Genomic DNA, 16,117 nt, shown 5'->3' with positions numbered 1-16,117 from the left:
TTGGGTTGGCATTGAATACAGGGATTGAGTATAGCAGAAAGCGCGTTCAGACGGCGTTTGCGGCAAGAGGCCGTCTGAAAAAGATTTTTCAGACGGCCTCTTTGTCAATCCTTTTTCGCCAGACAGAATACCGTTAATCCGGCAAGGCGGTTGAGATGCTGAACCGGCAAATCCAAGCGGCACAAAGCCGATAAAAATCCGTTAACCGCCGGATGATGGATTTTCAATTGCGACTCAACCCGTTGCGGTTTCAGACGGCCTGCCATACGGGTTACGGCGGCAATGGGAAAAACCGTTCCAAAGCCGTAATGGCTCTTGATAATGCGCAAACCTGCCTTTGTAACGACATTTTCCAACTCTTGGAGATTATAGCGGCGGCAATGTTCTAAAAACACATCATGTCCGCTCCATAAAAATTGGAAGGCCGGTACGGAAATCAGAAATTTTACTCCCCCTTCATTTTTCACTTTTCCGATATATTCCTGCAACAATGACAAGTCGTCTTCAACATGCTCCAATACATCCATCATCAGCACCAAATCTGCATCGGCAGTTTCAATATTCCGGCGGAAGCTGACCGGTTTGTCCGCATACGTTCCGTTTCTGTCTGCCCCGTAGCTGATGTCTACACAGCAGGCGGATTGTGCGACTGTATTTTCCAAAAGGTAGCGCGTAAAAAAGGCCGAACCTGCGCCTACGTCCAAAATGCGCGAAAAATCCTGTCCCTTTAAAAGTTCGGTTACAGCCCGCGCTTTTGCCCGATAATACCAGTGCCGGCTGATGTCGCTGCCTAAAATATCACTCTCTTTTAAATCCATTCGTTTTTCTTAACCGTTTTGTTTTTCAGCAGATAGCGGGGACGCTTTTTCGTTTCCTGATAAATCCTGCCGATGTATTCGCCCAATATTCCGATACCGATAAGCTGTATACCGCCTAAAAACAAGACCGATACCAGTAAAGACGGGTAACCTTTGACATCGCTCCCGAAAAGCAGGGTGCGGATGACAATCCAAGCTCCGTAGCAAAAGGCCGAACCGGCCAAAAGCATCCCGATATAGGTCCAAATCCTCAGCGGGACGGTTGAGAAACCCGTAATGCCCTCCAAGGCCAGATTCCAGAGTTTCCAGCCGTTAAACTTGCTTTTACCGACCACCCGTTGCGGACGGCTGTACCCGACCACAGCGGTATTGCCGCCCACCCACGACAAAACGCCTTTCATAAATAGATTATGCTCCGGCAGGCTGACAATGTTTTGCAATGCTTCCCGCGAAATCAAACGGAAATCTCCGACATTTTCTTCGATTTTCAGACGGCTCATTTTATTGTGGATCTTATAAAATGCCGATGCACTCCACCGCTTGAAGCAGGAATCATCGGCACGGTCAGTCCGCTTGGCCAATACCATATCCGCCCCTTCCTGCCACTTTTCCACCATCAGCGGGATCACTTCTATCGGATCCTGCAAATCCACATCCATGGGAATAACCGCATCCCCGCCCGCATGCTCCAATCCGGCAAACAACGCAGCTTCTTTTCCAAAGTTACGGGTAAAATGCAGTGGCCTGACCAGCGGGTCGGCAGCGGCCAACATATCCAGCAACTCCGCTGTTTTATCGCTGCTGCCATCATTGATAAAGACGATTTCCACGCGGTAGTCTTGAAGTTTCGGAAACGCCCTTACAGCCTGATAAAACAACGGTATCGTATCTTCTTCATTGAATACGGGCACAACCAGAGAAATATTCATGTTATTTTTATTTTTGCCTGAAGATTAAAAAATTCGAACCTAAAAAGCCCAAAAGCCAACTGCCGGTTGCCGTCATGACCAAAGCAAATGCAGAGTGAAGCTGAAAAAAATCCGTCAGCCAACCACCTGACACTGCTAAAACAGCCATCATGCAGACAAACCCCAGATAAGTTTTTTTCTTCGGAACCTGTCTGAACGTCCATTTGGCATTTATCCAAAAACCAAACCCTGTTGCCGCGAGAAATGCTAAAAGGTTGGCTGCCCATACCGGCCACTTTGCCACAGTGACCAGGCCGGCCAATACCGCAAAATGCAGCAGCGTATTGGCGATGCCGACCATGCTGTAATGTTTGAATTTTTGCCCGATATTCATTGTACCGCCGGATTTTCAAACAACAGCCACTGCCCCGCCTGCTTATTCAGTCTGACACTGTTGCAGCGGGGGTTGCGGTCAAGCAGGCGTTGTAGCTCCCCCGGTGTTTTTTGGGTGCGCACAAGCAAATAGCTGTAAATCGAACAATCCAGTATTTCAGTCAGATTTTTCTCATCAACCAAACGGTTATAGCCATATCCCGGATACATTTTTTTCAGCTTGAGCCGAACCGGCATTGCATGTGCGGAAGCAAAGCTGTAATCCGCCCAACCGCGCTTTTTCACCTGATACCATTGAGCAAAATGCAGATATTCCGCAAAAGATGTCAATTTGCCGTCTCCCCACATAAACGGCTCGCCCAAGCCCAATATCCGTTTTTCAGACGGCATGGTTGCGACAACTTCGTCAAAATCCTTTACTGTCTCGGAAGAATCAAACAAAACATTATTGCTGTACACTTTAAACATCAGCGCCGCCACTGCACACACAAACGCAGTCACAGCTACCTGTTTCATATCATATCTGCGCCCCGCTGCCTCTTGGGGCTGCCAAACCAAATACCAGAATACAGGCACAAACAATCCGAACCGCTGATAGATATAGGCCGTCTGAAAACCAATATGGGGAAGCGCATACCATATTGCCAGACTACCAAGCAATAAGGCATAGCGTTTTACATCTCTGCTCGGCCGGTAACCGAGCAGGGGCGGAGCAAGCAGCAACGCTGCGCAGGCGAAGTCGTAATAAAAGAGCTGCCCCATGTTCCACGGATAAAACAGCAACTCAGAAGTTTTTTGAAAAATACCCGGATTCTCCCAACGCCCCTCCGGATAATACATAAACGGCTCAGGATTAGGCTTTGTCAAATAACGCAGCAGCATTCCTGCAAACAGCAGATACGGGAGCGTCAGCATACCCCGCTGTTTCCAAGACAGCCTGCGGAAATCTACCAAAAACATCCCGTAGGAAATAAAACAGAAAAAAGCAAACGTCAGGACATGGCTGTAATACGACCAGATACCTAAAAAAGCGATCATCCACAGATACTTTGGCTTTTGGGTATCCAGCCAAAATTTATTGGCGGCCAAAAACAGCATTCCGACCGGAATACCGGCAAGAAAACTGACAAATCCCCATTGAAAGGCAAACCCGAAAAAGCAGGTCAAAGCCACCCAATCCGTCAGCCGGCTTGCTCTGAAGGCCCGGCGAACCAAGCGTACCGAAGCCATATAAAACAGTAAAATCAGGATGACGACAATTTTTGGTGACCACGCCATCCCGATAAACTGGTGTAGCAACAGCCATACCGAATAAGTGGTCCAATACGGCGTATCCCAATGCAAAACCAGCATATCCGACCACGGGCTTCTGCCTTTGAGTAAATCATCCAGCACCGCCACTTGTACCGCGTGTTGCGGCAGATCAGCCATCGGAAGGTAGGCTGGGTATAACAGAAAGGCAACCGTTACCAACATAACGGTTGCCATCAATCCCCGATGTATATTCTTATCCTCTAAATACATTTTTATTTGTTTTTACAAAATTTGATGGTTTCGTTATTATAATCACTACAAGTTTTTTACAAAAACAAAACCGTATTTTCCAATATGCCAATCTTGAAAAGTGTCTCTTTTACCACAAGTACTATAATTTCTTTCTCTGTTCCCGAAATCCGACATAAGCACAGCAAGCGAATATCCCGCGCCATTCTGCACATGATTAACCGCTGTTTTTCATCTATCCCTCAAAGTGCGACAGTTTTTCCAACAACCTAATGCTTCAACACTTCCGACAATGTGTCGTCCTCTTCCGCCGCCACGGTGTATTTTTCCTCTGCCCATTCACCCAAATCGATCAGCTTGCAGCGCTGCGAGCAAAACGGGCGGTATTTGTTTTCCGCTGTCCATTTTACGGGCTTTTGGCAGGTCGGACATTTGACGGTCAGTGCTTGGCTCATGCAGTTTCCTTTTTCAGACGGCATTAAGTTTCAAAACATGGCGGTAGAAATTGTGCAGACGGCTGATTTTTTCTGCCAATTCGGCTTCGCTGCCTTCGTTGGACAAAACATCATCGGCGTAAAGCAGGCGGTCGCGGCGGGAAGCCTGCGTGGCCATGATGCTGCGGATTTCGCTTTCGCCCAAACCGCTGCGCTGCTGTACGCGGCGGATTTGTACGGTTTCTGCCACGTCTATGACCAAAACCCGTTTGACCAACGCCGAAAACTGCGGCTGTTCAATTAACAGCGGTACGTCAACAATGCCGTAAACGGCCTGCGGATATTGCGTCTGCTTCACTCCGATTTCTTCTAAAATCAGAGGAAACATGATGGATTCAAGCGTTTTTTTAGACTGAGGCCGTCTGAAAACTTCATCCCGCAATGCGGCACGGTTCAGACGGCCTTCAGAGTCAAACATCCCGACACCAAAGGCGGCGCGGATAAGCGGCAGGGCTTTTCCGCCGTCGGCAGTCAGGCTGCGGCTGACGGCGTCGGCATCAATGTGCGGTACGCCCAGTTTGAAAAATCGGGCGGCAACAGAGGATTTTCCGCTGCCGATGCCGCCCGTAAGCCCGATCCATACGGTCATTTCAGAATCCTGATTTTGTCAGCCACCATTGTACCAAACGGGAAACCGGCTCGTTGGCGATAAACATCACCCAACCGGCAATCGCAAGACTGGGGCCGAAGGCGAACTGTTGGTCTTTAGCGACTTTCATGACCACGGCGCCGGTTAATCCGATAACGGAAGCCATCAGAATCAACACCGGCAAAGCGCCCACACCCAGCCATGCGCCCAAGGCAGCCAAGAGTTTGAAATCGCCCATGCCCATGCCTTCTTGGTTGCGGAGCAGGCGGTAAAGATTGGCGATCAGCCACAAGCTCATATAACCGCAAACGGCGCCCAATACGGCAGAGTGCAAAGGTGCAAACGCGCCGTTAAGATTGAACAGCAGCCCCAACCACACCAGCGGCAGAGTCAGCTGGTCGGGCAGATACTGGGTATCGGCGTCGATAAAGGTCAGCGCCACCAGTATGGCGGTTAATACCAACCCGCCCAATGTAATCCATGTCCAGCCGTATTGCCATGTAACCGCGGCGAATAAAATACCAGTCAGAAGCTCGATTAAAGGATAACGCTTGCTGATGGGCGTTTTACAGGTGCCGCATTTCCCGCCAAGCAAAATATAGCTGACGATGGGAATATTTTGCCAAGCCTTGACGGGCGAATAGCACTTCGGGCAGCGGGAATCGGGTTTGGCCAGATTAAACGGCTGTTTTTCTTCTTCGGTCAGGTCCAAATGCAAATGCTCTTTGGCAAACCGCGTCCAATCGCGCTCCATCATCACGGGAACGCGGTAAATCACAACATTCAGAAAACTGCCGACCAGCAAACCGAAAACGGCTGCCAAAGGAATGGCAAAAGCAGCCAACTCGTTGAAATATTCTGCCATATCAGCCTACTACATTACCTAGGTTGAACAGCGGCAGATACATGGCGACCAACAATGTACCGATTAGAGAACCCAACACCACCATAATAATCGGCTCCATCATTGAAGAAAGCTGCGCCACGGCGTTATCAACTTCGTCTTCGTAAAACTCGGCGGCTTTGTTCAGCATATCGTCCAAAGAGCCTGATTCCTCGCCAATCGCGGCCATCTGAAGAACCATATTCGGGAATAAATCGGTACTCTGCATGCTGGAAGTCAGCGACAAACCCTGCGCCACTTTAGCGCGGATGTCTTGGGTTGCTTCTTCGTAAAGAATATTACCTGCTGCGCCTGCAACGGAATCCAATGCCTCAACCAACGGCACGCCCGCGGCAAACAGGGTCGAGGTGGTACGCGCCCAGCGGGCAATCGTCGCTTTGCGTACAATCCCGCCGAAAATCGGCATTTTCAGCAAAGCGGCATCTACTTTTTTCTGAAACACCGGTGATTTCTCATGCAGTTTAAACAAACCGAATCCGACAATAATGATGCCGACAATCATCATCCAGCCATACGCGACAAACAAATCGGAAAGGTTCATCACGATTTGGGTCAGTCCCGGCAATTCTGCGCCCATACCCTCGTACACTTCTTTAAATGCCGGCAAAACAAACATCATCATCACAAACATCAAAACCACCGCAACCACCACAATGGCAATAGGATAGGTCAATGCCGTTTTCACTTTTTTCTTAATAGCTTGCGTTTTTTCTTTATAAATCGCGAGCTTATCGAGCAATCCCTCCAAAACACCACCGGCCTCGCCGGCAGAGACCAAGTTGCAATAGAAACGGTCGAAATATTTGGGATATTTGGCAAACGAAATACCCAGCGCACTACCCTGTTCCACATCGGCGCGCACCTGCATCAGCATCTGCGTCATCGAAGGGTTGGAATGGCCGCGCGCGACGATTTCAAACGCCTGCATCAGCGGCAGCCCTGCTTTCATCATGGTTGCCAGCTGGCGGGTAAAGACGGTAATGTCTTCTTGGGTAATCCGTTTCTTGCGGACTGCTTTGACTTTGGTCACGCGCATCGGCTTGATGCCGCGGCGCTGGAGTTTTTTACGCGCTTCTTCTTCATCTTTGGCGACGACCTCGCCGCGCACCAATTGTTCGGTACTGGTATTTTTACCCTCAAAGGTAAAGCGTTTGCCTTTACTTTTCGAGCCGAACGCCCCTTGTTTTTGCCCTGCTTGAGCCATGAGTTACCCCTTGCGTTTGTTGGAAAGTGAGAGAAGCAATCCCCTTGCTTCGGTTTTGTATTGTTTGAAATTAATCGTTGGTGTTTGCGGTGACTTCTTCCAAAGAAGTCAGCCCCTGCATAACTTTGAGCAAACCGGCGCGACGCAAATCGACCATACCCTCCTGATAAGCCATGTTCATAATATCGACTTCGGTGCCGTTATTCATAATCACGCGCTGCATTTCTTCGGTAATCGGCATCACTTCGTAAATACCGGCACGGCCTTTGAAGCCTTTTCCGCGGCAGCTGTCACAGCCAACCGGACGGTACAGCTTCCAGTCTTTTGCCAAATCTTCGTCGGTAAAGCCTGCTTTTTTCAAAGCCGGTACAGGCGGACGCTCCACCTCTTTCTTACAGCTCGGGCACAAACGCCGCAGCAGACGCTGCGCCATAATCAGGCTGACCGAGCTGGCGATGTTAAACGGCGCAACACCCATATTCAGCATACGCGACAGGGTTGCTGGCGCATTGTTGGTATGAAGCGTTGAAAACACCATGTGGCCGGTTTGCGCGGCTTTAATGGCAATATCCGCAGTTTCCAAATCGCGAATCTCACCCACCATGATGATGTCTGGGTCTTGGCGCAGGAATGATTTCAACGCGGCGGCAAAGGTCAAACCCTGCTTGTCGTTGACGTTTACCTGGTTAATCCCCGGCAAGTTGATTTCCGCAGGGTCTTCTGCGGTGGAAATATTCACATCTTCCGTATTGAGAATGTTCAGACAGGTATAAAGCGAAACCGTTTTACCCGAACCGGTCGGACCCGTCACCAACACCATGCCGTAAGGGCGGTGAATCGCCTCCAGCAGCATTTCTTTTTGGAAAGGTTCGAAACCGAGCTGGTCGATATTCAGCGATGCCGCATCCGAGTTCAAAATACGCATCACCACTTTTTCGCCGAACAAAGTCGGCAGAGTGCTGACACGGAAGTCGATCGGCCGGCCGTGTTTGTGGAAGGCGATTTGAATACGGCCGTCTTGCGGAATACGTTTTTCCGAAATGTCCAAACGCGCCATCACCTTGATGCGCGAAGCCAACTGACCGCGCACAGCGACCGGAGGCTGCACCACTTCGCGCAACACGCCGTCCACACGGAAACGCACCCGCGCCATTTGTTCGTAAAACTCGAAATGGATATCCGAAGCACCCGCGCTCAAAGCATCCGAAAGCGTTTTATGGATAAAACGCGGAATCGGGCCGTCTTCCGCCTCTTCATTATCGATATACAGCGCTTGGGCCGGTTGCGCCGCCTCCTGCTCCTGATTCATTTCTTTCAAAATGGTGGTCGAACGCTGTCCGAGCCATTCCAAAAGTGAGCTGAGCTGATCGTCGGGAACCACAACCAAATCAACCGTCGCGCCCGAATGAAAGGTAATTTTCTGGAAATTCTGGATTTGGGTCGGATCGGATACTGCCAGATAAACCTTATGACCACGGCGGAAAATCGGCACACAGCGGTTTTGCACCATCTGCTCTTCCGTCAGAATGTCCGACAAAATATTGTTGCGTGGGTAATACTGAAAATCCAGCAACGGATAGCTGAACGTACGGGCAAGCAGTTCGCCCAATGCCTTGGCAGTGATGATTTTGTCGCCAAACAGCATCTGCAATACGTTTTTACCCGTTTTTAATTCATTGTTGTAATGCTCAGCCTGCTGGCTGGTAATAATTTGGCTCTGCACCAAAACGCGCAATAATCCGACACTCATTTTCTATCAACCCAACTGATTAATTCAGCCTTTTACCTGAAAAAAGCCGCTTCGACCATTTTATTCATTCTCTCATTCGGCATGGACGGCTATTATAAAACAAGCGGCCTGAGGTTCAAACCGACTTCTGAAATTCCGGGCTCAAAAGAAACTATTTCGCCACAAACATTCCTCCGGAGGCGTAAAAACCGTTTTCTCATGATTTAAGGCTGTCTGAAAATATAGTGAAATAAATTAAGAAAAATATAAGGCGGCAAGGCGCAGACAGTACGGGTAGTACGGGACAGATGAACTTGGCACTTCAACGCCTTAGTGAATCGTCCTCTTTGAGCCCGGCCCCAGCCAACGAAGTAGATTTTTTATTTTATTTCACTATAATCAACCAACTTTCAACGTTTTTTCAGACGGCCTCCCTACTCCGCCAAACCTTCCTATTAAAGAGAATATTTCCCAACACGTCCTTTCCACTTACAATACCGCTCATCATCAACAGGCCGTCTGAAAATCCAGTATGTCTCTCTCCCAACCCAAACGCATCCTGATTATCAAGCTCCGCCATCACGGCGATGTTTTACTGACCACGCCGGTCGCCGATGCGGTCAAACAACATTTTCCCGATTGTGAAATCGACATGCTGGTTTACAGCGAAACCGCCGATATTATTCGAGACAACAACCAATTCGCACAGATTTTTACTATCGACCGCCAATGGAAAAAGCTGGGAACAAAAGCCCGGCTCCTTCATGAATATGCGCTGTTCCGCCAACTCAAAGCCCGAAATTACGACTGGGCGTTCAACCTTTCCGATCAATGGCGCGCCGCATTGATTGCCAAACTTTGCGCCAAATGTACCGTCGGCTTCAGCATTAAAAAGCGGAACAACATCATCTGGAAAAAACTGCATGACTTCCTTAATCCTGTGCTAGACGTTGATCACCACATCGTTGAGGCGCATCTTGCCGTTTTACCGCCCCTCGTTCGACCCGATGATTACACACCCCGCGTCCGTATGGAAATCAGTCCCAAAATCAGAAACAGCCTGCATGAAAAACTACGCGCCGCAGGTTGGCAGGGCCAAGATTACGTTTTGATGCACCCCGGCTCGCGCTGGATGTTTAAATGTTGGGAAGACGGCAGAAATGCCGCACTAGTGCAACTACTGCTCAACCATGGGCAAAACGTCGTTTTAACCGCCGCACCAAGTGCAGACGAACAAAAAATGTTGGCAGAAATCTTGGCGCGCCTAAATATTCCGGCAGGCTCAAATGTTTGTACACTATCCGGCAATCTCAACCTGCGCGAGCTGGCTGCCGCAATAGACGGCGCAAAACTCTTTATCGGTGTTGACTCCGTTCCCATGCACATCGCAGCCGCCCTCGACAAACCCCAAATCGCCCTGTTCGGACCAAGCTGGGTCAATCGCTGGCGCCCTTATTCAGACAAGGCCACCGTTATTTGGGCGGGTGACTTCAGCGAACTCCCCCACCCCGACTCCATTCATACCGATGATAAAACCCGACTGCTCAAAGCCATTACGCTGGAAGCTGTATGGGAAAAAACCAAAGAAAAATTAGGTTTATAGCCCTGTTTTTCAGACGGCCTCGAAACCGTAAAACAATGCAGCATTCTCCTCCGCGCCAAAGGCCGTCTGAAACTCGGTTACTGAGCGTAATCGAAGTATCAGACGGCCTCCTCATTCCAAAATAAAATGCCGTTGCATTAAACAACGGCATTTTCCTCATCAACATCAAAACTACTTGGCCGATTTAATCACTGCTTTTTTCATCAGTGACTGCACCGCTGCATCCACCCGTGCATCGGTGAGATCACGTCTGATGGTGTTTTTAACCTGTTCATAAGACGGCACTTTAATATCGCGGCGGTCAAGCACATAAAAAATCGTGTGGAAACGGCCGTTTTGCAGCGGCTTGGCAGTATAGCCGCCTTTTTTCAAGTCTTTAACAGCCGCATAAATCGGTGATGCGGACTGTTGCAAATCCTTCAATGGCACATAGTCCCCCCAAACACCGCCCGCCTTTTTAGCCGACTCGTCAGCCGAATATTTTTTAAATACTTCGGCAAAACTTTTTTTCGTACCCAATTCAGCAACAGCCTTACCCGCCTCAGCGGTACTGCGCGCAGAAATTTCACCCAGCTGCACTTCCTGCGTGCCTTTATAGAATTTCTCGAAACCCGCATAAGCCGTTTTCACGTCTTTTTCCTGAACAGGATTGCTGCGGGCGATATGAATTGCGTAAGCCTGTCCAAGCAAATCGCTTTCAAACATTCCCCATTCGGCCTGAAAGCCGGCTTTTTTATCCGCACCGCTTTTTTTCGCCGCCTCACGCGCCTGAGTCAAAGTTTTCTTGTATTCCGCACTCTGATCCAGTTTCAAGCGTTTCGCTTCTTGTCCGACCACCGTGCCGAGCACCAAGCGGTTAATCAGATTTCGGCGCAAAGCAGACGTATCCTGCACATTTTTATCATCGGCACGAATGGCCTTGACTTGGGCATCAATGACGCTGCTGTCCACCGCCTGTCCGTTTACCGTAACTAAAGCCTGTGCAAACAACCCGCCCGAAAGCAATGCCGCCGACACAGCGGCTGTGATATACGTTTTATTCATGATTCCCTCGATACAAATGTATTATTTAAAATATTCGCCGTGCGTCAGCGCCTTGATGCTCAAAGCGTGTATCAGGCCGTCTGAAAACAAGTCCTGCAACAAATTCTTTACCATGCGCTGGCGCTCGACGCGGCCGACACCGGCAAACGAATTGCTGACCACCAAAACCGCATAATGCCCGCCGCCTTTATTGCCCGCATGACCGACATGAAGATGGCTGTCGTCGCGAAACTCAAATACTTGCGGTGACAGCGTTTTCAGACGACCTTCAATCGTTTGGCGCATATCCATTATTTAAACACCGCTTTAAAAGGCTTGATCAACACTTCCTCATAAACGCCCGCGTCCACATAAGGATCCGCTTCCGCCCAAGCCTGCGCTGCGTCCAGCGATTCAAACTGCGCCACAATCAGGCTGCCGGAAACGCGCTCGGGATTGTCCGGCATCGGATTCGGCCCCGCCGTAATCAGACGGCCTTCTGCCTGCAAAGCCTCCAAACGCTTCAAATGCGCCGGACGGGCGGCCATACGCGCCTCATGCACATCCTCGCCATCCGTCGCCAAAAGCATAAAATATTCCATTTTTAATCCTCCTTAGGCAGATGTCTGCTCAAATACAGACCCTGTCCGATAAAAAACACAATCATAAAGCCGGTCGAGCCAAACAGCTTGTAGCTCACCCATTGCGACTCACTAAAGTTTTGAAACACCACAATATTTGCAATGCCCATAAAAACCAGAAACGCCACCCAGGCATAAGTCAGCTTCGTCCAAACCGCATCCGGCAGTTCCACTTCCTTGCCCATCGTCGCTTTCAAACCGTTTTTACCTGCCAAATGACTGCCCAGCAGCACCAGCGCCCCGATCCAAAACAGCGCCGTCGGCTTCCACATAATAAAGTGTTTGTCTTTCAGCAGAATCGTCGCTCCGCCCAACACCACAATCAAAACCAGGCCGACCCACTGCATCGTATCCAGCTTTTTATGTTTCCAATAAGTAAAGGCCGCCTGAAGCACGCCGATGACCAAAGCCACGGCCGTCGCGTAAATCATGTTTTTAGTCAGCGTATAAGTCGCAAAAAACAGAATAACGGCAAGCAGGTCGCTAAGAATTTTCATAACACAATACGGAACAAAACAAACAAACTGCAATCATACAGGCAGGCGCAGAGTTTTGCACCTGCATTCATGCAGGCCCCAGCGCCCTCCCCTGCCGTCTGCCCACCCCGTTTTCAGACAGCCTCTCCCGCCGCCCCAAGCCCGCAAAAATACAGTTAGTGGCGATAAAGCAGCAATTTGCCACACCTTTTTAACTTAATTTATCGGTTTGCTTGGCAGCGCGGGGTTTAGAATATATCATGACGTAATATATAGTTTAATCATGTAGTATTGCAGCATAAATGCAATTTCACACAGGGGACAAATTTTGAAAAGCCACCATAAAATCAAACTAATTGCCGCCTCCATCGCCTTAACCGCATCATTCGGCGCAACCGCCGGTCTGGGCGGTTTGAACGTCCGTTCGAATCTGGGCGAACCGTTTTCCGGCAGCATTACCGTTACCGGCGACGAAGCCCGCGCTCTGCTCAACGGCGGCAAAGCCTCCGTATCCGGTAACGGGCTGTATACCAGCGTACGCAAATCCGGCAACAACGCCATCGTCAACATCCGTTCCAGCCGACCCATCCAAGACCCTGTGCTGATTTTCCAAGTCGGCGTAGGCTCGCAGTCGCGCGAATACACCGCCATCATCGACCCTGCCGACTACAACGGCAAATCCGACGGCTCGACCCGCCGCGCAACCCGCGTTGAAAACACAGCCGACAACAATACCGATACAGCCGCTCCTGACACACGTTCTGCCCGCACAGAAAATGCCCGCAAGGCAGAAAACCGCCAGCAGCAAAAACCACGGCAGCCGGGCCGTATTGTTTATGGTCAGCGCCACTTGGTACAGGAAGGCGAAACCCTAATCGGCATTGCCACCAAAATCCGCCCTCAGGGCATGACCGTTGTGCAGACCATTCACGCTTTGGTCAATGCCAACCCGAAAGTCTTCGTTAACAACAACGCCGACTTCATGCTGGCAGGCAAAGTATTGAATATTCCTACCGGCAACGAATTGAAACGGCTGGCCGGCCGCCCCTCATCCATGCGCATCCCTGCCGAAACCATGGCTCAGGCGCAAACCCCGTCGGCAGGCGCTTCCGCCACGCAAGCTCAGGCAGTAGCACAACCCAAAGCCGAGCCGCAAGCCCCCGTTCAAACCCAAACCGGACCGACAGCATCCACCGGCAACACGGCTTCTAAAACACAACCGGCAGCCCAAACCCAAGCCGCCTCAGCGCCTGCGCAAACCGCAGCAGCATCCGCGCCTGCAGCCGCCGCATCCGAAGCCCCTGCTTCCATGCCGTCTGAAACCGCAGTAACCGCATCTCCGGCAGCGAGCTCAGCAGCATCCGTGCCCGCAGCAGAGCAATCCGAAAGCGGAATGTGGCGCTGGCTGCTCATCGGCGGCGGCGCATTGATCGGCCTGTTTGTCCTGTCCAAAATCTTGGGCAACCGCAAAAAAGACGAGCCCGAAGCCTTTGCCGCCGAGCCTAAGTCCGCCACATTGGTTGATGAAGACGAAGATGAAATCAACGTCATGCCCGCCGAACACGAATCAGCGTTCTCCGGAAATTCCGCGTTTACCGACAGTAAACCCACTTCAGCCGCAGCCATCGGCGCCGCCACAATGGCCGTCGCGACCGCAGCTGCAGCCGTCGCCGCAAAAACTGCGCAAACCAAAAAAGAAGACGACAGCCTGACCGTTGAAGACGATTTCAACGACGACATCTTCTTCAACAACATCCGAACCGAGCCGACCGGCAAACAAGACGACATCCGCGTCGATCTCAACACGCTCGACACCACGCAGGGCGACATCCTTTCCAGCGCCGTTACCCACGACGAAGAAACCGAAAAACGCCGCAACCTTGATTGGGACACCGTCGAATCGACCGAAAGCGTTTACGAGCCCGAGCCTGAAAACCAATACGCCCGTTTCGATGCCGTAAGCACTCCGGTTCAGACGGCATCAACCCTGTTTGACGAAAAAGCCGAAGCAGCAGAAACCGCCGCAATGCCGTCTGAAACCCAAGCGCCCGCTTCCGTTGAAGACAGCTCATGGAACTTCCGCGACGACCAAGCAGCCGAAGCAGCAGCGCCCGCACCTGCCGACGAGCCTTTGGAATTTACCCCGTTTGCAGACGCAGGGCCCGCCGCCGTAGAAACGCCTGCCGTAGATGCAGAACCCGAAGCCGTTTCAATCGAAACCTTCGAAGCCGCAACGCCGGCCACTGCTTTCGCCGCATCAGATTCCCTTGAAGCCGAAATCGAAAAAGCCGAAACCGCCTTCGAAGCAGAAAGCGAACCGTTCGCCACGCAACCCTCATCCACCTTCGCCCTAAGCGACAGCGACACATTCGACGGACAACCGCTGCAAACGGCCCAACTTGACGAAACTATCGAATGGGACGATCTCGATGTCGGCAATGCCGACAGCAGCGGCAGCAGCGATGCCGGCTTTATCTCCGAATCCGTCGGCATGACCGCTCCTCTGGAGGCCAAGTACGAGCTGGCGAAAATGTATGTCGAAATCGGCGATCCTCAGGCCGCCCGCGAAACACTGCAAGAGCTGCTGGAAGAATCCGAGGGGGACATTTCGGCTAAAGCCAAAAGCCTGTTAAACGAAATCAACGCTTGAGTTTTTTAGCAAAGATGGAAGAGATGCCGTTTCTGTTTTCAGACGGCATCTCTTTATTTTTTAGTACACTCAAGGAAATTCTCCATCCCGAAACAGACTGAAAATCCGGCTTTTACTTTACATGCAAAGTAAAAGCGGCGGGCTTAAAAGTTACCTCCATCCCGACCAACCACGTACAGCATAAACCGTACCCGAAGCAGCCAATCTGGCTGGTATCAAATATATTTATTGTCCGCAAAGGCCGTCTGAAAATATGACCCTGATTTACTTTACCGACACCGCACCCGAATCCCTGCGCCAAACCGCCGAAACCTTCGGTCTTGCCGCCGCGCCCCAAGTGCCCGCATCGGGCAGTTACCTGCTGGCGGATTCAGACGGCATCAGCCTATGCAAAGCCGGCGAAAAAGGCCGCGTGCGCGTTGATTTTACCGGCGGCGCCGCGCAATACCGGCGCACCAAAGGCGGCGGCGAACTGATTGCCAAAGCCGTCAACCATACCGCCGAACCGACCGTTTGGGACGCCACCGGCGGCTTGGGGCGCGACAGCTTCGTCCTCGCCTCGCTGGGGCTGACGGTACACACCTTCGAGCAAAATCCCGCCGCCGCCTGCCTGCTTTCAGACGGCCTCAACCGCGCCCTGCAATGCGGCGACACCGCCGAAACCGCCGCGCGCATCTCCCTCCATTTCGGCGACGCCTGTGTCATCATGCCCGCATTAGCCGCGCAAAACAGCCGCCCCGACGTGGTTTACCTCGATCCGATGTACCCCGAGAGGCAAAAATCCGCCGCCGTCAAAAAAGAAATGGCCTACTTCCACGACCTCATCGGCGCCGCGCAGTACGAAGCCGAACTGCTCGCCACCGCCCGCGCTGTCGCCAAAAAGCGCATCGTCGTCAAACGCCCGCGCCTCGGCGAATTTCTCAACGGCGAAAAACCCGCCTACCAATATTCCGGCAAAAGCACGCGCTTTGACGTTTATCTGCCCGAAAATGCTTGAGTCGGAAAACGACGATACAGCCATCTGCCAAACAGGCCGTCTGAAAATCTTGAAACAGGTTTTCAGACGGCCTGTTTGGTTTTACGAACATTACAAGCCGGAATCTTTGTAGAAAACCCAAAATAAAACGGTCGTCTGACACTTCGACTACGCTCAGTGCAAGAACTTCGACTGCCCAGCGCAAA

The 16,117-nt window shown here is 51.2% G+C and carries 16 protein-coding genes; 3 read left to right on the top strand and 13 right to left on the bottom strand.

Features of this window, described 5'->3' with window-relative positions; genetic code table 11:
• Positions 1–104: 104 nt before the first annotated feature.
• The 9 genes from BG910_RS07530 to pilB all read right to left on the bottom strand — a co-directional run bounded on the left by BG910_RS07530 (position 105) and on the right by pilB (position 8,563).
• Positions 105–818 carry a class I SAM-dependent methyltransferase gene (locus tag BG910_RS07530; RefSeq protein ID WP_089036310.1) on the bottom strand — a complete coding sequence of 238 codons (714 nt, stop codon included), beginning with the start codon at positions 816–818 and terminating at the stop codon, positions 105–107.
• Positions 809–1,747 (bottom strand): glycosyltransferase family 2 protein, encoded by a 939-nt coding sequence (locus tag BG910_RS07525; RefSeq protein ID WP_089036309.1) that lies wholly within the window; start codon positions 1,745–1,747, stop codon positions 809–811. Before BG910_RS07525 ends, BG910_RS07530 begins: the two co-directional genes overlap by 10 nt.
• 7 nt (positions 1,748–1,754) lie before the next feature.
• Entirely contained in the window at positions 1,755–2,087 is a 333-nt protein-coding gene (locus BG910_RS07520; protein WP_157694050.1) for a GtrA family protein, read from the bottom strand.
• A gap of 29 nt (positions 2,088–2,116) precedes the next feature.
• Positions 2,117–3,607, bottom strand: a complete 1,491-nt coding sequence (locus BG910_RS12565) for a hypothetical protein (RefSeq protein WP_198344769.1) — start codon at positions 3,605–3,607, stop codon at positions 2,117–2,119.
• A gap of 284 nt (positions 3,608–3,891) precedes the next feature.
• Positions 3,892–4,077, bottom strand: a complete 186-nt coding sequence (gene yacG / locus BG910_RS07505; RefSeq protein WP_089036306.1) for a DNA gyrase inhibitor YacG — start codon at positions 4,075–4,077, stop codon at positions 3,892–3,894.
• Between the two features lie 13 nt (positions 4,078–4,090).
• Entirely contained in the window at positions 4,091–4,705 is a 615-nt protein-coding gene (gene coaE, locus BG910_RS07500; RefSeq protein ID WP_089036305.1) for a dephospho-CoA kinase, read from the bottom strand.
• Position 4,706: 1 nt separating this feature from the next.
• Positions 4,707–5,570 (bottom strand): prepilin peptidase, encoded by an 864-nt coding sequence (locus BG910_RS07495; protein ID WP_089036304.1) that lies wholly within the window; start codon positions 5,568–5,570, stop codon positions 4,707–4,709.
• A 1-nt stretch (position 5,571) separates the two neighbouring features.
• Positions 5,572–6,813: a type II secretion system F family protein gene (locus BG910_RS07490; RefSeq protein ID WP_089036303.1), complete on the bottom strand. Its 1,242-nt coding sequence runs from the start codon at positions 6,811–6,813 to the stop codon at positions 5,572–5,574.
• Between the two features lie 70 nt (positions 6,814–6,883).
• The gene (gene pilB / locus BG910_RS07485; protein WP_089036302.1) at positions 6,884–8,563 is read right to left on the bottom strand and encodes a type IV-A pilus assembly ATPase PilB; all 1,680 of its coding nucleotides are present in this window, start codon (positions 8,561–8,563) and stop codon (positions 6,884–6,886) included.
• A gap of 511 nt (positions 8,564–9,074) precedes the next feature.
• Here pilB and rfaQ point away from each other — a divergent pair.
• Positions 9,075–10,145: a putative lipopolysaccharide heptosyltransferase III gene (rfaQ, locus tag BG910_RS07480; RefSeq protein WP_089036301.1), complete on the top strand. Its 1,071-nt coding sequence runs from the start codon at positions 9,075–9,077 to the stop codon at positions 10,143–10,145.
• 171 nt (positions 10,146–10,316) lie between these two features.
• Here the strand turns inward: rfaQ and BG910_RS07475 are convergent, their stop codons facing one another.
• The 4 genes from BG910_RS07475 to BG910_RS07460 are packed head-to-tail and all read right to left on the bottom strand — an operon-like array spanning position 10,317 to position 12,306.
• Positions 10,317–11,189, bottom strand: a complete 873-nt coding sequence (locus BG910_RS07475; RefSeq protein ID WP_089036300.1) for a peptidylprolyl isomerase — start codon at positions 11,187–11,189, stop codon at positions 10,317–10,319.
• A 21-nt stretch (positions 11,190–11,210) separates the two neighbouring features.
• Positions 11,211–11,480 carry a BolA family protein gene (locus BG910_RS07470; protein WP_089036299.1) on the bottom strand — a complete coding sequence of 90 codons (270 nt, stop codon included), beginning with the start codon at positions 11,478–11,480 and terminating at the stop codon, positions 11,211–11,213.
• Complete coding sequence (locus tag BG910_RS07465; protein ID WP_089036298.1) at positions 11,480–11,770, bottom strand: YciI family protein; 291 nt, start codon at positions 11,768–11,770, stop codon at positions 11,480–11,482. The genes BG910_RS07470 and BG910_RS07465 overlap by 1 nt, the downstream gene beginning before the upstream one ends.
• 2 nt (positions 11,771–11,772) lie before the next feature.
• On the bottom strand, positions 11,773–12,306 hold the full coding sequence (locus BG910_RS07460) for a septation protein A (protein ID WP_089036297.1): 534 nt from the start codon (positions 12,304–12,306) through the stop codon (positions 11,773–11,775).
• A 307-nt stretch (positions 12,307–12,613) separates the two neighbouring features.
• Here BG910_RS07460 and BG910_RS07455 point away from each other — a divergent pair, with 307 nt between their 5' ends.
• Positions 12,614–14,935, top strand: a complete 2,322-nt coding sequence (locus BG910_RS07455; RefSeq protein WP_089036296.1) for a FimV/HubP family polar landmark protein — start codon at positions 12,614–12,616, stop codon at positions 14,933–14,935.
• A 253-nt stretch (positions 14,936–15,188) separates the two neighbouring features.
• Positions 15,189–15,932 carry a class I SAM-dependent methyltransferase gene (locus BG910_RS07450; RefSeq protein WP_089036295.1) on the top strand — a complete coding sequence of 248 codons (744 nt, stop codon included), beginning with the start codon at positions 15,189–15,191 and terminating at the stop codon, positions 15,930–15,932.
• Positions 15,933–16,117: the final 185 nt, after the last annotated feature.

The sequence above is a fragment of the Neisseria chenwenguii genome (assembly GCF_002216145.1).
Taxonomy (GTDB): domain Bacteria; phylum Pseudomonadota; class Gammaproteobacteria; order Burkholderiales; family Neisseriaceae; genus Neisseria; species Neisseria chenwenguii.
The sequence above is the reverse complement of the archived record's forward strand: the minus strand, read 5'-3'. Positions and strand labels throughout refer to the sequence as shown.